Annotated in this window: 14 protein-coding genes; 4 read left to right on the top strand and 10 right to left on the bottom strand. The window is 62.7% G+C overall.

What is annotated here, in order from left to right; genetic code table 11:
- Positions 1-10 precede the first annotated feature (10 nt).
- The 3 genes from ACYVNQ_RS02455 (at position 11) to ACYVNQ_RS02445 (ending at position 3,014) form a co-directional block, all read left to right on the top strand.
- Positions 11-853, top strand: a complete 843-nt coding sequence (locus ACYVNQ_RS02455; RefSeq protein WP_460900602.1) for a fumarylacetoacetate hydrolase family protein — start codon at positions 11-13, stop codon at positions 851-853.
- Between the two features lie 112 nt (positions 854-965).
- On the top strand, positions 966-1,631 hold the full coding sequence (locus tag ACYVNQ_RS02450; RefSeq protein WP_460900600.1) for a polysaccharide deacetylase family protein: 666 nt from the start codon (positions 966-968) through the stop codon (positions 1,629-1,631).
- A gap of 69 nt (positions 1,632-1,700) precedes the next feature.
- Complete coding sequence (locus ACYVNQ_RS02445; protein ID WP_460900598.1) at positions 1,701-3,014, top strand: MFS transporter; 1,314 nt, start codon at positions 1,701-1,703, stop codon at positions 3,012-3,014.
- An 80-nt stretch (positions 3,015-3,094) separates the two neighbouring features.
- Here ACYVNQ_RS02445 and ACYVNQ_RS02440 read toward each other — a convergent pair whose 3' ends face one another.
- The 10 genes from ACYVNQ_RS02440 to ACYVNQ_RS02395 all read right to left on the bottom strand — a co-directional run bounded on the left by ACYVNQ_RS02440 (position 3,095) and on the right by ACYVNQ_RS02395 (position 12,642).
- Entirely contained in the window at positions 3,095-3,838 is a 744-nt protein-coding gene (locus ACYVNQ_RS02440; protein WP_460900596.1) for an SDR family oxidoreductase, read from the bottom strand.
- Between the two features lie 273 nt (positions 3,839-4,111).
- A complete protein-coding gene (locus ACYVNQ_RS02435; protein WP_460900594.1) occupies positions 4,112-4,948 on the bottom strand; it encodes an anti-sigma factor family protein in 837 nt (278 codons plus the stop codon).
- Entirely contained in the window at positions 4,945-5,463 is a 519-nt protein-coding gene (locus tag ACYVNQ_RS02430) for an RNA polymerase sigma factor (protein WP_460900592.1), read from the bottom strand. Before ACYVNQ_RS02430 ends, ACYVNQ_RS02435 begins: the two co-directional genes overlap by 4 nt.
- A gap of 158 nt (positions 5,464-5,621) precedes the next feature.
- Positions 5,622-6,377 (bottom strand): anti-sigma factor family protein, encoded by a 756-nt coding sequence (locus ACYVNQ_RS02425; protein WP_460900590.1) that lies wholly within the window; start codon positions 6,375-6,377, stop codon positions 5,622-5,624.
- Between the two features lie 215 nt (positions 6,378-6,592).
- Positions 6,593-7,375: an ABC transporter substrate-binding protein gene (locus ACYVNQ_RS02420; RefSeq protein WP_460900588.1), complete on the bottom strand. Its 783-nt coding sequence runs from the start codon at positions 7,373-7,375 to the stop codon at positions 6,593-6,595.
- Between the two features lie 59 nt (positions 7,376-7,434).
- A complete protein-coding gene (locus ACYVNQ_RS02415; protein ID WP_460900586.1) occupies positions 7,435-8,325 on the bottom strand; it encodes a carbon-nitrogen hydrolase family protein in 891 nt (296 codons plus the stop codon).
- A 26-nt stretch (positions 8,326-8,351) separates the two neighbouring features.
- The gene (locus ACYVNQ_RS02410; RefSeq protein WP_460900584.1) at positions 8,352-9,506 is read right to left on the bottom strand and encodes a methionine aminotransferase; all 1,155 of its coding nucleotides are present in this window, start codon (positions 9,504-9,506) and stop codon (positions 8,352-8,354) included.
- A gap of 276 nt (positions 9,507-9,782) precedes the next feature.
- A complete protein-coding gene (gene dbpA, locus ACYVNQ_RS02405) occupies positions 9,783-11,180 on the bottom strand; it encodes an ATP-dependent RNA helicase DbpA (RefSeq protein WP_460900582.1) in 1,398 nt (465 codons plus the stop codon).
- Between the two features lie 24 nt (positions 11,181-11,204).
- Positions 11,205-11,390 carry a hypothetical protein gene (locus ACYVNQ_RS02400; RefSeq protein WP_460900580.1) on the bottom strand — a complete coding sequence of 62 codons (186 nt, stop codon included), beginning with the start codon at positions 11,388-11,390 and terminating at the stop codon, positions 11,205-11,207.
- Positions 11,391-11,634: 244 nt separating this feature from the next.
- A complete protein-coding gene (locus ACYVNQ_RS02395; protein WP_460900638.1) occupies positions 11,635-12,642 on the bottom strand; it encodes a helix-turn-helix domain-containing protein in 1,008 nt (335 codons plus the stop codon).
- A gap of 382 nt (positions 12,643-13,024) precedes the next feature.
- Here ACYVNQ_RS02395 and adh point away from each other — a divergent pair, with 382 nt between their 5' ends.
- Positions 13,025-14,545, top strand: coding sequence for an aldehyde dehydrogenase (gene adh, locus ACYVNQ_RS02390; RefSeq protein ID WP_460900578.1), 1,521 nt, complete (start codon positions 13,025-13,027; stop codon positions 14,543-14,545).
- Positions 14,546-14,576: the final 31 nt, after the last annotated feature.

The raw sequence follows: 14,576 nt of genomic DNA, 5'->3' as shown, positions 1-14,576 counted from the left end.
GAACGCGATAATGAAGCTTCTGCGATATGGTCCGCAAGGCGCCGAACTGCCCGGCCTGCTTGATGCAACCGGCACGCTGCGCGCGCTCAGTCCGATCGTCAAAGATATCGACGCTACGGTGCTATCGCCTGAAGGCCTGCGCTTCCTCACCGCGCTCGACGCAACCAGACTCCCCGCAGTTGAAGGTTCGCCTCGCCTCGGCGCGCCGCTCGGCGCAATCCGCGAAATCGTCGCAATCGGCCTCAACTACCGCGACCACGCGATCGAGTCCAACTTGCCGATCCCCACCGAGCCAGTCGTATTCAGCAAGTCGACGTCATCGGTATGCGGCCCCAACGACGACATCGTGTTGCCGCACGGCTCGCAAAGTACGGACTGGGAAGTCGAACTCGGCATCGTGATCGGTAGTGTCACATTGCATGTCGATCATCAACAGGCGTGGGCCAGCATCGCCGGCTATTGCATGGTGAACGACGTCTCCGAGCGCGACTGGCAACTGCAGAAGGGCGGTCAGTGGGGCAAGGGCAAAAGCTTCGACACATTCGCGCCGGTCGGACCATGGTTCGTCACCGCCGACGAGATCAGCCGCCCGGGCACACTCGAACTGAGCCTCAAGGTCAACGGCGAGCAGCGTCAGCTGGGCAACACCGAGAACATGATTTTCCCGGTCAATCACATCGTCAGCTACGTCAGCCAGTTCATGACGCTGCGCCCCGGCGATCTGATCATCACCGGCACGCCCGCCGGTGTCGGCCTCGGCATGAAGCCGCCGCGCTATCTGAAAGACGGCGACGTGATCGATATGTCGATCACCGGTCTCGGCGCGCAGCACCATCGCGTGAAGGCAAGCTGAGCGCCGCGCCTTCAGATTCTGTGCGGGCGGCCGGAGCGCATTGCGATGAACCATCGTGCTGCGTCTCGTGGCCGCCAATCCGTGATCATCAGCGGTTCCATTCCAACTCGCCATGAAGAAGATCACTCTGACATTCGACAACGGTCCCACGCCTGGCATCACCGAACCGATCCTTGAAATCCTGCGGCGGCGCGGCGTGAAAGCGACGTTCTTCGTGATCGGCGGCAATCTGTCCGAGCCCCGCGCGCTGTCGCTACTCGACGATATCGCTGCCTCCGGCCACTGGATCGGCACGCATACGCTGACGCACTCCGTCGCACTCGGCGAAAGCAACGAACCGGGCTACGTCGAACGCGAGATCGGCAAGCCGCAGCAACTGATCGGCACGCATAGCCACGCGGAAAAGCTGTTCCGCCCGTACGGCAATCTCGGCCTGATCGGTGAACATCTGTTTAGCGAACAGGCCGTCGCTTACCTTCTCGCGCACCAGCAAACCTGTGTGCTGTGGAACAGCGTGCCGCACGATTGGGACGATCAGGCGCATTGGGTTGAACGCTGCCTCGACGATGTCGCGCAACAGGACTGGACGGTCGCGGTTCTGCACGATATCGCCGATGCGGCGCTTGCGCGGCTCGACGAACTGCTCGACCGCTTGCAGGCAGCGAAGGTCGAGATCGTGCAGGACTTCCCGGATGAGGTGATCGTCACGCGCGGCGGAGTGCCGGTCTCGCTGCGGGACGAGTACGTTGCGGGGCGAAGCGGGAAACGTCACCACTAGACACCCACTAGCATCGTCAAACGCCGCACCAAAAAACAAAAACAAGCCTCACCGACCTTGGAGACACGCATGCCCAGCACCAACCAGCCCGCCATCACCGACGCGCTCGCCGACGACCGCGCGAACCTCTATCGCCGCGTCGGCTGGCGCCTGCTGCCGCTGCTGTTTCTCGGTTACGTATTCGCGTATCTGGACCGGATCAACATCGGCTTCGCCGCGCTGCAGATGAAAACCGATCTTGGCTTCACCGACGCAATCTACGGGCTGGGTGCGGGCGTATTCTTCGCGAGCTACTTCGTCTGCGAGGTGCCGAGCAATCTGCTGATGCAGAAGATCGGTGCACGCCTGACGATCGCCCGCATCATGATCTGCTGGGGCATCGTGTCGTGCTGCATGATGTTCGTGCACAGTGCGGGCAGCTTCTACGCGATGCGTATCTTGCTGGGTATCTTCGAGGCGGGCTTCGCGCCGGGCGTGATGTTGTACCTGACGTTCTGGTATCCGCGCGAACGGCTCGCGCAGATGACCGCGCTGTTCCTGAGCGGCAGCACGATTGCCGGCCTGTTCGGCTCCCCATTGTCGGGCCTGATTCTCGATGGAATGAACGGCGTTCTGGGCCTGCGCGGCTGGCAGTGGCTGTTTCTGCTCGAAGGCTTGCCGACAATCCTGATCGGCGTGCTCGCGCTCGCAATCCTTCCTGACGGCCCGCACACCGCACGCTGGCTGACGCGGCAGAACCAGGATTTTCTCGCAAGCCAGGTATCGATCGGACGCGATCGCAAGCACCACGGCTTTCGCGACGCGCTGCGCGACCCGAAGGTCTACGCAATCTCGCTTGCGTGGTTCACGATCGTCTGCGGCATTTACGCGGTTTCGTTCTGGATGCCGATGATGCTGCGCGAAGCCGGCATCGCGAAGGCATCGACCATCGGACTATGGGCCATCGTGCCGTACGGCGCGGGTGCGATCGGCATGGTCGTGCTGTCGCGCAGTTCGGACCGCTCGATGGAGCGTCGCTGGCATGCTGTGGCCTGCTGTGTTGCGGGTGCGGCTGCGCTGATGCTGCTGTCGTTCGCCGCTCACAATCTGGCGCTGACGCTACTCGCGCTCAGTATCGCGACCGTCGCAGTGTTCGCCGCGATGCCGATCCTGCTTGCCGTACCGATGGCGACGCTCGCACCGCAAGCCGCGCCGGGCGGCATTGCGCTGATCAACTGCATCGGTCTGACGGGGGGCTTCTTCAGCCCGTTCATGCTGGGCTGGATCAAGACTGCGACGGGCAATCTGAACAATGGCTTGTATCTGATCGCTGCGTTGCTTGTGGTGGGTGCGGTCATCATCGCCGGTGTGGTGCGCACGCCGGCGGTCGCACGGGCAAGCTGACACGCTGATACTCGATGTAAGGACTCGCCCGGGCCGCGCTTCGCGCAGCCCCGAGCGAACCCACGCATGTGACTGGCCAATTAAACCAGCACATGCCCCCCATCAACCACAATCACCTGCCCCGTGCTGAACCCCTGCTGCATCAGATACAGGAAAGTCTGCGCCACATCGCTAGCCTCACCCACGCGCTGCACCGGCATCTTGCCCGCGATGAACTCGTACAGGCCATTGCGATCTTCCTCGGTCATATTGCTCCACAGGTTGGTGCGCAGCACGCCAGGCGCAACCGCGTTCACGCGCAGCGGCGCGAGCTCCACAGCCAGTGCCCGCGTCAGCGCTTCCATCGCACCAAGAATGCTGGACGGCACCACCCACGTCGGCAGCGGCCGCGTCGACGCCACACCGCTCGTCAACGTGATCGATCCGCCGGCACGCAGATGCGGCGCCGCATACTTGACCGCCGTAACCGCGCCCCAGTAGCGTACGTCGAAGGTCTTGCGCGCTTCCTCGATGCTCATCTCGGCGACCGTCTGCAGAAACAGCGACTCGCCCGCCGTATAAGCCAGATGATCGAACGCACCGACCTTGTCGAAGAATGCCTTGACGCTCGCTTCATTGGTGAAATCGATCGCCTCGCCGCGCGTACCGGCAGGCAGTTGTTCGAGCGCCGCATGCACGCGCTGTGCGTTGCTCGACGCGATCGTCACTTCCGCGCCGGCACGCGCGGCTGCCTCGGCAACGGCAAAGCCGATGCCGGACGTTCCGCCCGCCACGACGACGCGACGGCCTTGAAGAGAACTTTGCTGATGTGCGCTGGTTTCCATGATCGCTCGACAAGAACCGCATTGATCAATGCAGTTCGATAAATGAAGTTAGGGAAGCGGAGTGTAGCGCGGAATAATTTATTTTTCCGGCGCTCCATTATTGAACCGCGAGTCAACTTTATAAAAAGCCGACAGTTTTCTTTAAAGACAATTATTCAAAATAAAAAGCCGGTTGGCCAAAGCCAACCGGCTACCCATCTTGGCGCATCACATTCAGCAAACCATTCGGCCAACCAACCGCACGCCGGCGCGAGCCACGCCATTTACCGCCCCTCAACCTGCTGTCGCACTCGTCAACTGCGCATACACGTCGTGCGCAATCTGCAGCATCACGTTCCGGTCGATCCCGGCCGATACCGCATAGCCGAAATTGCCATCCACCCAATAAAACACATTCACCGGGCCGTCCTGATACAGCTTGAACGCCGTCGTATTCGAACTGGCCTTGCGATGCGAAATCACCAGCGTCAGACGCTCGCCGTCGGCATTGCGGTACATGAACTGCGCCATCGGCCCGTCCTTGCCCGGCAACATGCGCCCGCCGTCGAGCTGGAAGCCGCTTTTCGTCAGCATCGGCGGATGCACGTCGGTGCCGAGCTTGTTCGACAGGAAGCGCACGAAATCCTCTTCATGCCCTTGCCCCATCTCGGCCGGACGGCCCACCTGCGGCATATACACGACGTGCGCAATCGCCACGCGCCGCGCGAACATTTCCGTGCTGTCGGCGCTCACCGGCCGCGTATCCGACTGCGTCGTGCTCGCCATCCCCACGCCGGAATCCGGCACGCCGCGGCCCATATTCGTTCCCACACCGATGCCGACGCCCAGCACCAGCGCCGCCGCCATGCCGGCGAACTGCGGCCAGTTCATCGCGTCGCGCCAGTTGCGTTCCTTGCGCGGCCGCAAACGCGCCGGCACCGGCTCGTTCAGCACGCGGTCGTAACGCTCGTGGAACATGCTGTTGAGCGAAAAGTAGTCGCTCACCTTCGCGGCGAGCGCGGGATTCTGTTCGAGCGCCTGCTCCACCTGTGCGCGGCGTTCTTCGGATAGCGCGCCGTCCACATACGCGTGGAGATCTTCTTCGTTGACCGAAACCGGTTGATCGTTCATCGCACCACCTGTAATTTCGCGCCGGGCTGCGCACCCGCCATCAATGCCCTGAGCCGTTCGCGGCCGCGCGACAGCCGCGACATCACGGTCCCCACCGGAATCTCCAGCGCGAGTGCTACCTCCGTGTAACTCATCTCCTCCAGACCAACCAGCAGCACCACTTCGCGCTGTTCGGCAGGCAAGCGCTGCAACGCATAGTCAAGGTCGCGCACTTCGAGCGATTGCGTGTGCGCGGCCTGCACCGCGAATTCGGTTTCGACGATGCTTTCGTCGTCCACCGACACATGCACCGCCTTGCTCGACGCCTTGCGCACCTGATTGATAAACACGTTGTGCATGATCGTGAAAAGCCACGCACGCAGATCGCTGCCAGCCTTGAATTTCTCGGTGCGAGACAGCGCACGTTCGAGCGTGTCCTGCACCAGATCGTCGGACAAGTCCCGATTGTTGACCAGCGCTCGCGCATAGCGGCGCAGTCGCGGGACGTGTTCCATCAGTTCGTCACGGATGTCCATTTCCTGTACTCGTCAGGTAACGCGAGCCGCGCACCCGACACGGCGCACGACGGTATCTACAGCAGCGAACAACTTTTTTTGGATTCTATTCCAGCAGCCGGGCGATATTTTTGCATGACGCATACGTGCGGCGCCATGCATATGTGCTGAAGCACAGCTTAGTGAAAGGTTGCGGCGTCGGCAGCCTTCATCATTCCGTGCGTATCGGCGCGGCCGGCCAGCACGTAGCGCTTGCCGCCGGTGGTCCACGTCAGCAGGCGCAGTTCGCCGACCCGGTGGCCCATCCAGTGCGGCCGCTCGGGCGCAAATGGCGCGCGGGTCATCAGCAGCACGACCGGCTGGCCTTGCGCGTTGCGGTAGTCGAATTCGGTCGCGCGCGACAGCAGCGTGAGCCGGCGCGGCTTGACGGCCGTCAGCTTCCAGCCCAGCTGCGCGAATTCCGTCGAAAACGGATCGATCTGCGATGACGGTGCGGCAGCGGCGGCAGCCTGTTGCAGCGCCGCAGAATCGGCGTCTTCCGCGTAGCTCATCACTGCGGCGGAGTTCAGCGTTTCGTCGGGCACCACGGTTGCGAAGGCCCAGCCGCCGACCACAAGAGCCAGCAGCACGATGCGCTGTGCGACGCTGTTGCGCAGCACGCCAGTTGCGCGCCGCAACCACGCGCGCGGGCCATGCTTCGGCTCGGCTGCGGCAAAGCGCGCGTCGTCGGCCGCCACCGCGGGCGCATCTTCGAACGCGCGTTGAATCTGCCCATTCAACCGACGATAGAACGCAATCCGGTTCGCCTCCCCCGGCATGTCGCCGAGATAGCGCTGCACCCGGGCGGCGCGCTCAGGCGAAAGCGACCCGTCGGCAAATGCCTGAATGTCCGCTTCGGTAAGCGGCGGGTCGGTGGGAAGGTCGGTGCGAGCCATCGGGTCGGTTTGCGTCGGTAAAAGTAGCCTCTTAATGGCGCAAACAGCAGCTTCGACCGCTTTATTCCAGCCCGCGGCGGGTGGAAAAGAGTGTTTCGGGCGCGCCTGCCGCTCGCGCCCGAGGCCATACCGTCTGCCGCTGGGGCAACCGGCTAGACCAGATCAAACCAGACAACGCGGTCCCGGCGCAAGACCCGGCGCGGCCGTGAACTGCCTTATTTCGCCGAAACGTCGATATCGCCGAAATACCGCTTCGCCAGCGCCTTGACCGTGCCATCGCCCTGAATCTTGACGATCGCCGCGTTCAACTGGTCGCGCATCGCAGTATCGCCTTTGCGGATGCCGAACGCGATACCGCTGCCGAGGATCTTGTCGTCGCGCACCGGCTCGCCGACGAAACTGAACTTCTTGCCTTCATGGCGTGACAGAAAGCCGGTCAGGCCGGCCGGCGCCAGCACCAATGTCCCGTCGAGGCGGCCCGCGACCAGATCCGCGTACACCTGATTCTGGTCCTGATACGACACGACGTTTACACCAGCGTTTTCCCAATGCGCTTTTGCAAACGTCTCCTGAATCGAGCCCTGCAATACGCCGACGCGCTTGCCCTTCAGCGATTCAGCGGTCGGCAGCAGGCCGCTGTCTTTAAGCGCGATCAACTGGGTCGGCACGCGATAGATCACATTGGTGAAATCGATGGCCTCGCGGCGTTTCTCGGTTGCGTTCATCGCCGAGTTGATCGCATCGAATTTGCGGCCCTGCAGCGCGGGAATCAGCCCATCGAACGACGTTTCGACCCAGCTGCACTTGAGCTTCGCGGTCTTGCAGACCGCGTTGCCGACGTCGATGTCGAAGCCCTGCAATTCGCCGTTGGCGCCCTTCGATTCGAACGGCGGATATTGCGCCTCGAGACCATAACGCAGCGTGGTTGCATCCGCGGCAAGCACGGACGCCGATGCGCACGCACAGACGAGCAGCAGCAATGTCTTCAGCAGTTTCATGATGTTGATCTCCGAACCCTGTTTATAGGTGTATGACTTGAGAGCGGCCGCCGGTGCGTCTAGTCCGGCGTTGCCTTTGTTGTCGATGCAACTTGCTGCGGCGCTACCGTTGCGGGCGTCGCGATACGCCGATGCGTCAGCACGGGCAGGCGGCCACGCGTTTCCTGAAGCAGCGCCGGGTCGAGCGTCGCGACGGCGAGGCCCGGGCCTTCGTCGTGCCGCGCGAGTACTTCACCCCAAGGCCCGATGATCATACTGTGACCAAAAGTGCGCCATCCGTTCGAATGCGTACCGCACTGTCCGGACGCGAGCACAAACGCCTGGTTCTCGACGGCGCGGGCGCGCAGCAGCAATTCCCAATGGGCGAGGCCGGTGGTGTGCGTAAAGGCGGCAGGCACTGCGATGACGTCCGCCGCAGGCCCCGCACGATACAGCTCCGGAAAGCGCAAGTCGTAGCAGACCGACAGACGCAGCGTGCCGAACGGACCGTGCGCGGTGCCGACGCTATCGCCGCCAACCATCGTGTCGCCTTCAGCGTGCTGTTCGGCGCCCTGATTGAAGCTGAACAGATGGACCTTGTCGTAGCGCGCGGTGCACTGGCCGCTCGGATCAAACAGCAGTGACGTGTTGTACGCGTGCGTGCCCACCTGCGGCCCCTGCGACGGCCTGATCGGCACCGTGCCGCCGATCAGCCATGTGCCCGTATCGCGCGCGAGCTGCGCCAGCGCTTGCTGAATCGGGCCATCGCCGAAGGCTTCGGCCAGCGCGACACGTTCCGTTTCTTCGTCGCCGATCCAGCAGAAGTACTCAGGCAGGCTGATCAACGTTGCGCCAGTGCGCGCGGCCTCCTCAACCCAACGGCGCGCTTCGCCAAGATTCTGCTCGACGTCGGCCGTACTGCTCATTTGCACGGCGGCGGCGATCAGCGGCTGGGGCATCGGCGTATTCATCGTGTGGTGTCCTTGTCCTGCGCTCGTCAGATCGCGCACAAACGGCGGGCGCCTTCCAGCAGCGTCGCGTCGTCCTTGGAAAAGCTCAGGCGAATCACGCCCAGGTCGGTGGCATCGGTATAGAACGCCGACAACGGAATCGTCGCCACCTGCGCATCGCGAATCAGACGCAGCACGAAATCGCTGTCCGATTCTTCAGAGAAGCCGCGAAAACGCGCGAGCATGAAAAAGCTGCCTTCGCTCGGCAACAACTCGAAGCGCGATTCGCGCAGCGCGTCGGCAAGCAGATCGCGCTTGGCCTGATAGAACGCTGACAGACCGAGATAGCTTTGCGGCTGCGCCAGCGCGGCAGCGAACGCGTATTGCATCGGCGTATCCGCGGAAAACATCATGAACTGATGCACCTTGCGGATTTCATCCATCAGCGCGGCGGGCGCGAGGCAATAGCCGACTCGCCATCCGGTGACGTGATACGACTTGCCGAACGACGACACGATCACGCTGCGCTCCGCCAGTTCCTGATGGCAAGCCATGCTGTGATGCTTCGCGCCGTCGAACACCACGTGCTCATACACCTCGTCGGACAGGATCACGATGTCGGTGTTGCGCGTGACGGCCTTCAGCCGCTCGATGTCGTGGTCGGCGAATACGGTCGCGGTGGGGTTATGCGGTGTGTTGACGATGATCATCCGCGTCTTCGGCGTAATCGCTGCGGCGACTTCGTCCCAGTTCACGCGAAAGCCTTGCGGCGACAGTTTGATCGGCACCGGCGTCGCGCCTTGCAGACGCACGATCGGCGCGTAGCTGTCGAACGACGGTTCGAAGTAGATCACCTCGTCGCCTGCGTGGACCAGCGCGCTGATCGCCGAATACAGGCCCTCGCTCGCGCTGGCGACCACCGTCACTTCCGATGCCGCGTCATAACGCGCGCCGTACAGCGTCTCGATCTTGTGCGCGAGCGCTTCGCGCAGCGCGCCGATGCCGGCCATCGGCGCGTACTGGTTGTGCCCTTCACGCATTGCGCGTGCGACATCGTCGATCAGCTGCGCGTCCGGCATGAAGTTCGGCGCACCTTGCGACAGGTTCAAAGCCTTGTGTTCGGCAGCCAGCTGGCCGATCACGGTGAAGATCGTCGTGCCGACGTCGGGCAGCTTCGAGCGGGTTTGCATCGCGCTCTGCATGAGGTTCCTCCAGTTGCATCGGGCATGCGAGCGTGCGCGCCGTGCATGCGTGCACGCGCGCCGTCGTCGCCGGTCTAGCGATTAGGCATCAACCGGCGGCCCACTACAATCGAAAGTTTGTCATGCGGCGCATGCGCTTTTGTAATAACGCGACGCATGCCGCAGGTTTCGTAGTTCCTTGTGTCTACAAGGCTACAAGCAGTGCACGCCTACCCAGGGTTTATCCCGAACCCATGAGCCAAAGTGATGCAGTGCATTGAGCATATGACCCGCGCGTTATTCGTCCATCAACCGGACTTTGACCTTCTTGCCCTTCACCTTGCCGGCGGAGAGCTTGCGCAGCGCGTCGCGCGCAATGCCCCGCTCCACCGCCACATATGTCGAAAACTCGGTCACGTTGATCTTGCCGATCTGCGTTGCGCTGTAACCCGCGTCTTTGGTCAGCGCGCCGAGTACGTCGCCGGGACGGATCTTCTCCTTGCGGCCACCGAGGATCTGCAGCGTTTCCATCGGCGGCAGCAGGTGTTCGCTGCTGCTCGATTTGAGCTCGGCCAGCGGATGCCATTCGACCTCACGCCCCTGGACCTTCTCCAGGCTGCCGACGCGACCCATTTCGTTCATGCTGGCGAGGCTCAGCGCCCAGCCGTCCTGATCCGCGCGTCCGGTGCGGCCGATCCGGTGCACATGCACTTCCGGGTCCGGCGTCACGTCTACGTTGATCACCGCTTCAAGCTGCGCGATATCGAGCCCGCGCGCCGCGACGTCCGTGGCCACCAGCACCGAACAGCTGCGGTTCGCAAACTGGATCAGCACCTGATCGCGTTCACGCTGCTCTAGCTCGCCGTGCAGCGCCAGCGCGTGAAAGCCCTGCGCGCGCAATACGTCGAGCAGATCGCGGCATTGCTGCTTGGTGTTGCAGAACGCCAGCGTACTGACCGGGCGATAGTGGTCGAGCAACAAGCCCACCGCATGCAGGCGTTCGTCTTCGGTCACTTCGTAAAAACGCTGACGGATCTTGGTATTGTCGTGGCGCTCCTCGAGCTTCACCTGCTGCGGGTTGCGCAGGAACTGCTGGCTCAGCTTCGCGATGCCGTCCGGGTAGGTTGCCGAGAACAGCAGCGTCTGCCGTTCTTTCGGACATTGGCTTGCCACCGTCACGATGTCGTCGAAGAAGCCCATGTCGAGCATGCGATCCGCTTCGTCGAGCACCAGCGTCTTGAGCGCCCCAAGTTGCAGCGTGCCGCGTTCGAGGTGATCCATGATGCGTCCCGGCGTGCCGACGACGATATGCGCGCCGTGCTCGAGGCTGGCCGCCTGCGGACGCATCGGCGTGCCGCCGCACAGCGTCAGCACCTTCACGTTTTCCTCCGCGCGGGCGAGGCGGCGCACTTCCTGCGCAACCTGGTCGGCGAGTTCGCGGGTCGGGCACAGCACCATGGCCTGCACGTCGAACTGACGCGTGTCGAGTTTCGCCAGCAGCGCCAGCGAAAACGCCGCGGTCTTGCCGCTGCCGGTTTTCGCCTGCGCGATCAGGTCGTGGCCGGCCAGCGCGATCGGCAGGCTGGCGGCCTGGATCGGCGTCATCTCGACGTAGCCGAGCTGGGTGAGGTTGGCCAGCACGGCCTCTGAAAGCGGCAGCGTGCTGAAGGGTGCGGCAGCGGTGGGGCTGTTCATCTGCGAATTTCCGGCGAGTACGGCTTAGTTGTAGGGACGGCCTTCGATCTGCTCGTAGACGATGGTGCCGTCGTCGGCGTCGAAGCGTTCCATGTAATTGCGCGCGCCGCACATCGGGCAGCGGAACAGCAGCCCTTGTCCTTCGTTCTTGATCACGACGTCGGATTGCGCCCACTGCGCGCCGCAGGACTGGTTTCGGCAGGTAAACACGTTGATTCCTTGAATGATTGGGGGCGGGTAGCGAGCCGCTGTATGCAGGCCAGGCGGCGATGCGGGTATCGCCTCGGTGTAGGTCCGGCCTGCCCGATCTCACGCCGCAGCGCGCACGAGCATCTTGCTGCTGCGGCTGGCGATCGGTTTGACGTTGGGGGGATTTTAACGGAAGCGCGCGGCGCGCCGGTGGGAACGCGGCGGATGCCGGTGCGAAACAGCTCAGGTTAACCGCACGCCCGCGTCAGTGAGCACGCGCAATATCGCCGAGCGCGGCTCGGGCGGCCTTCAGTGTATCCGAAGGGCGGACGCCAAATAGTTTGCGATAGTCGGTCGCGAACTGGCTCAGATGCCAGAAGCCCCACGCGGCGGCGATGTCCTGCACCGACTGCACACCGCCGCCCGACATATCGCATAGGTCGCGCCGCACGCCGTTCAGGCGAATCACGCGCAGATAACTGGCCGGCGCGATGCCGAGCACGTCTTCAAAGCAGTATTGAAGCGTGCGGCGGCTCACATGCAGGTGTTCGCATAACTCTGGCACATTGACCGCACGATCGCGGTTCGCCAGCACGTAGTCACGCGCCTGCGCAACGATTGAGCGCCGGCGCGGCCGCAACGGCACCGTCGATGCCGATTCGCCCGCTGCGGGCACGCATGCGCTCAGCAAACTGCCGAGCACCGACGCCCGCAGGTTATGCCGCGCCTGTGCATTCAGCGAGGCACTGCCGCCCTCCGCAAAGATATGTGCGAGCAGCGTGCAGAGCTGCGCCTTGCTGGTGGCGTCGATCGGTACCACTGCGGATTTCGACAGCTGTTCAACGAGGGCGTTACTCCCTATGCCGCTTGCGTGACGACACAAAACATCGCCGCTCACCACCACGCCGAACACTTCATAGCCGGCTGGCGTCAACAGTTCGAATTCCATATCGCCGGGGCGCACTGCGAACGAGTCGGCGTGAATCACGTGGCCGTCGATACGGCCTGTCGCGCCGCCCCGCACCGGAATGCCGAACCAGTAAGCATCCGATTGCACCTCGCAGGTTTGCCGCAGCGTCTGGCTGGTCGACTCGCGAAACACATGCATGTCGTCGACCTGCAGGCCTGTCAGTTCGCCGAGGAAGCAGCCTGCGGTCAACTGGTCGTAGGTTTGCCGCCAGCCGTGCAGATTGCGCGCCTGTTCGTCGGCATCGTGTGCGATGCGCGTCTGCACGCAGCAGGAGTGGCCGCTCTGTGCCTGATCGGCATTCATATCGCGCCGGCCGGAGAGGGATGCGTTGTCGTCACGGGCAGGTTCCATCCGAAGTTGCGCATGGAAGACGGCTCGACTGTATCTGCAAAAAAATGCGCTGAACAGCAGCGTTCAGCGCCGGACACATTCGTTATCGCATACGCATAGCGAACCGAACTTCGCGCTGTTCAATTCATGAACAGCGCCCGGGACACTGTTCACATTCCACGCATCGGTGAAAAGACACATCGCCGATGCGCAACGCCCATGCATCGCGACGGTGCCCGCTGCACCGTCAATCAACACCGCGCCCCAGCTTGGCATGCTTCTGGCGTAACCGGGCCGCGGCACATGCAGCACGACGCCGACCCAAGTCGAACCGACACATGTGAGGAGCAGACAGATGAACCATGCAGACATGCAGTTCCTGACCACCGATTACCCGTATAAAAAGCAGTATGGGAATTTCATCGGCGGCGAATGGGTAGCGCCTGCTGGCGGCGAGTACTTCGACAACATATCGCCGATCACCGGTGAAGCATTCACATCGATTCCGCGCTCGCGCGAAGCGGACATCGAACTCGCGCTCGACGCCGCGCATCGCGCCAAAACCGCGTGGGGCAAGACACCGGTAGCCGAGCGCGCCAACATCCTGTACAAGATCGCCGACCGCATGGAAGCGAATCTGCCGCGCCTCGCGGCAGCCGAAACCATCGACAACGGCAAGCCGCTACGCGAATCGATGGCTGCCGATATTCCGCTCGCGATCGACCATTTCCGCTATTTCGCCGGCTGCGTGCGCGCGCAGGAAGGCTCGATCTCGCAGATCGACGAAGACACGGTGGCTTATCACTTCCACGAACCGCTCGGCGTGGTCGGTCAGATCATTCCGTGGAACTTCCCGATCCTGATGGCCGTATGGAAGCTCGCGCCCGCGCTTGCCGCCGGCAATTGCGTCGTGCTGAAGCCGGCCGAGCAGACGCCGGCATCCATCCTCGTACTGATGGAGCTGATTCAGGACCTGCTGCCCAAGGGCGTGATCAACGTGGTCAACGGCTTCGGTCTCGAAGCGGGCAAGCCGCTCGCGTCGAACAAGCGCATCGCGAAGATCGCGTTCACCGGCGAGACGACCACCGGCCGCCTGATCATGCAGTACGCCAGCCAGAACATCATTCCGGTCACGCTGGAACTGGGCGGCAAGAGCCCGAACATCTTCTTCGCCGACGTGATGGACCACGACGACAGCTTCTTCGACAAGGCACTCGAAGGCTTCACGATGTTCGCGCTGAATCAGGGTGAAGTGTGCACCTGCCCGTCACGCGTGCTGATCGACGAAAAGATCTACGACAAGTTCATGGAGCGCGCGGTGAAACGCGTCGGCGCGATCGTGCAGGGCCATCCGCTCGACATGAAAACGATGATCGGCGCGCAGGCCTCGCAGGAACAGTTCGAAAAGATCATGTCGTATATCGACCTCGGCAAACAGGAAGGCGCGCAATGCCTGATCGGCGGCGAACGCAACAGCCTGTCGGGCGAGCTGAACAACGGCTATTACGTAAAGCCCACGGTATTTCGCGGCCACAACAAGATGCGCATCTTCCAGGAGGAAATCTTCGGGCCGGTGGTGTCGGTGACGACCTTCAAGAACGAAGACGAAGCACTGCAGATCGCCAATGACACGCTGTATGGTCTGGGCGCCGGCGTATGGTCGCGCGACGGCACGCGCGCGTATCGCTTCGGCCGCGAGATTCAGGCCGGACGTGTATGGACGAACTGCTATCACGCGTATCCGGCGCATGCGGCGTTCGGCGGCTACAAGCAATCGGGGATCGGCCGCGAGACGCACAAGATGATGCTCGATCACTATCAGCAGACAAAGAACCTGCTCGTCAGCTATAGCGACAAACCGCTTGGCTTCTTTTAACGCGTAGTGCTCCTGTTGGGCGGGCTGCCGA

It is taken from the genome of Paraburkholderia jirisanensis (assembly GCF_054782355.1).
The sequence above is the reverse complement of the archived record's forward strand: the minus strand, read 5'-3'. Positions and strand labels throughout refer to the sequence as shown.

Excerpts from the sequence above, each read along its gene's own strand:
- ACYVNQ_RS02445 (WP_460900598.1), top strand. The coding sequence starts at position 1,701 with ATGCCCAGCACCAACCAGCCCGCCATCACCGACGCGCTCGCCGACGAC.
- ACYVNQ_RS02440 (WP_460900596.1), bottom strand. The coding sequence starts at position 3,838 with ATGGAAACCAGCGCACATCAGCAAAGTTCTCTTCAAGGCCGTCGCGTC.
- ACYVNQ_RS02395 (WP_460900638.1), bottom strand. The coding sequence starts at position 12,642 with ATGAATGCCGATCAGGCACAGAGCGGCCACTCCTGCTGCGTGCAGACG.
- ACYVNQ_RS02420 (WP_460900588.1), bottom strand. The coding sequence starts at position 7,375 with ATGAAACTGCTGAAGACATTGCTGCTGCTCGTCTGTGCGTGCGCATCG.
- adh (WP_460900578.1), top strand. The coding sequence starts at position 13,025 with ATGAACCATGCAGACATGCAGTTCCTGACCACCGATTACCCGTATAAA.
- ACYVNQ_RS02430 (WP_460900592.1), bottom strand. The coding sequence starts at position 5,463 with ATGGACATCCGTGACGAACTGATGGAACACGTCCCGCGACTGCGCCGC.
- ACYVNQ_RS02425 (WP_460900590.1), bottom strand. The coding sequence starts at position 6,377 with ATGGCTCGCACCGACCTTCCCACCGACCCGCCGCTTACCGAAGCGGAC.
- ACYVNQ_RS02450 (WP_460900600.1), top strand. The coding sequence starts at position 966 with ATGAAGAAGATCACTCTGACATTCGACAACGGTCCCACGCCTGGCATC.
- ACYVNQ_RS02435 (WP_460900594.1), bottom strand. The coding sequence starts at position 4,948 with ATGAACGATCAACCGGTTTCGGTCAACGAAGAAGATCTCCACGCGTAT.
- dbpA (WP_460900582.1), bottom strand. The coding sequence starts at position 11,180 with ATGAACAGCCCCACCGCTGCCGCACCCTTCAGCACGCTGCCGCTTTCA.
- ACYVNQ_RS02415 (WP_460900586.1), bottom strand. The coding sequence starts at position 8,325 with ATGAATACGCCGATGCCCCAGCCGCTGATCGCCGCCGCCGTGCAAATG.
- ACYVNQ_RS02410 (WP_460900584.1), bottom strand. The coding sequence starts at position 9,506 with ATGCAGAGCGCGATGCAAACCCGCTCGAAGCTGCCCGACGTCGGCACG.
- ACYVNQ_RS02455 (WP_460900602.1), top strand. The coding sequence starts at position 11 with ATGAAGCTTCTGCGATATGGTCCGCAAGGCGCCGAACTGCCCGGCCTG.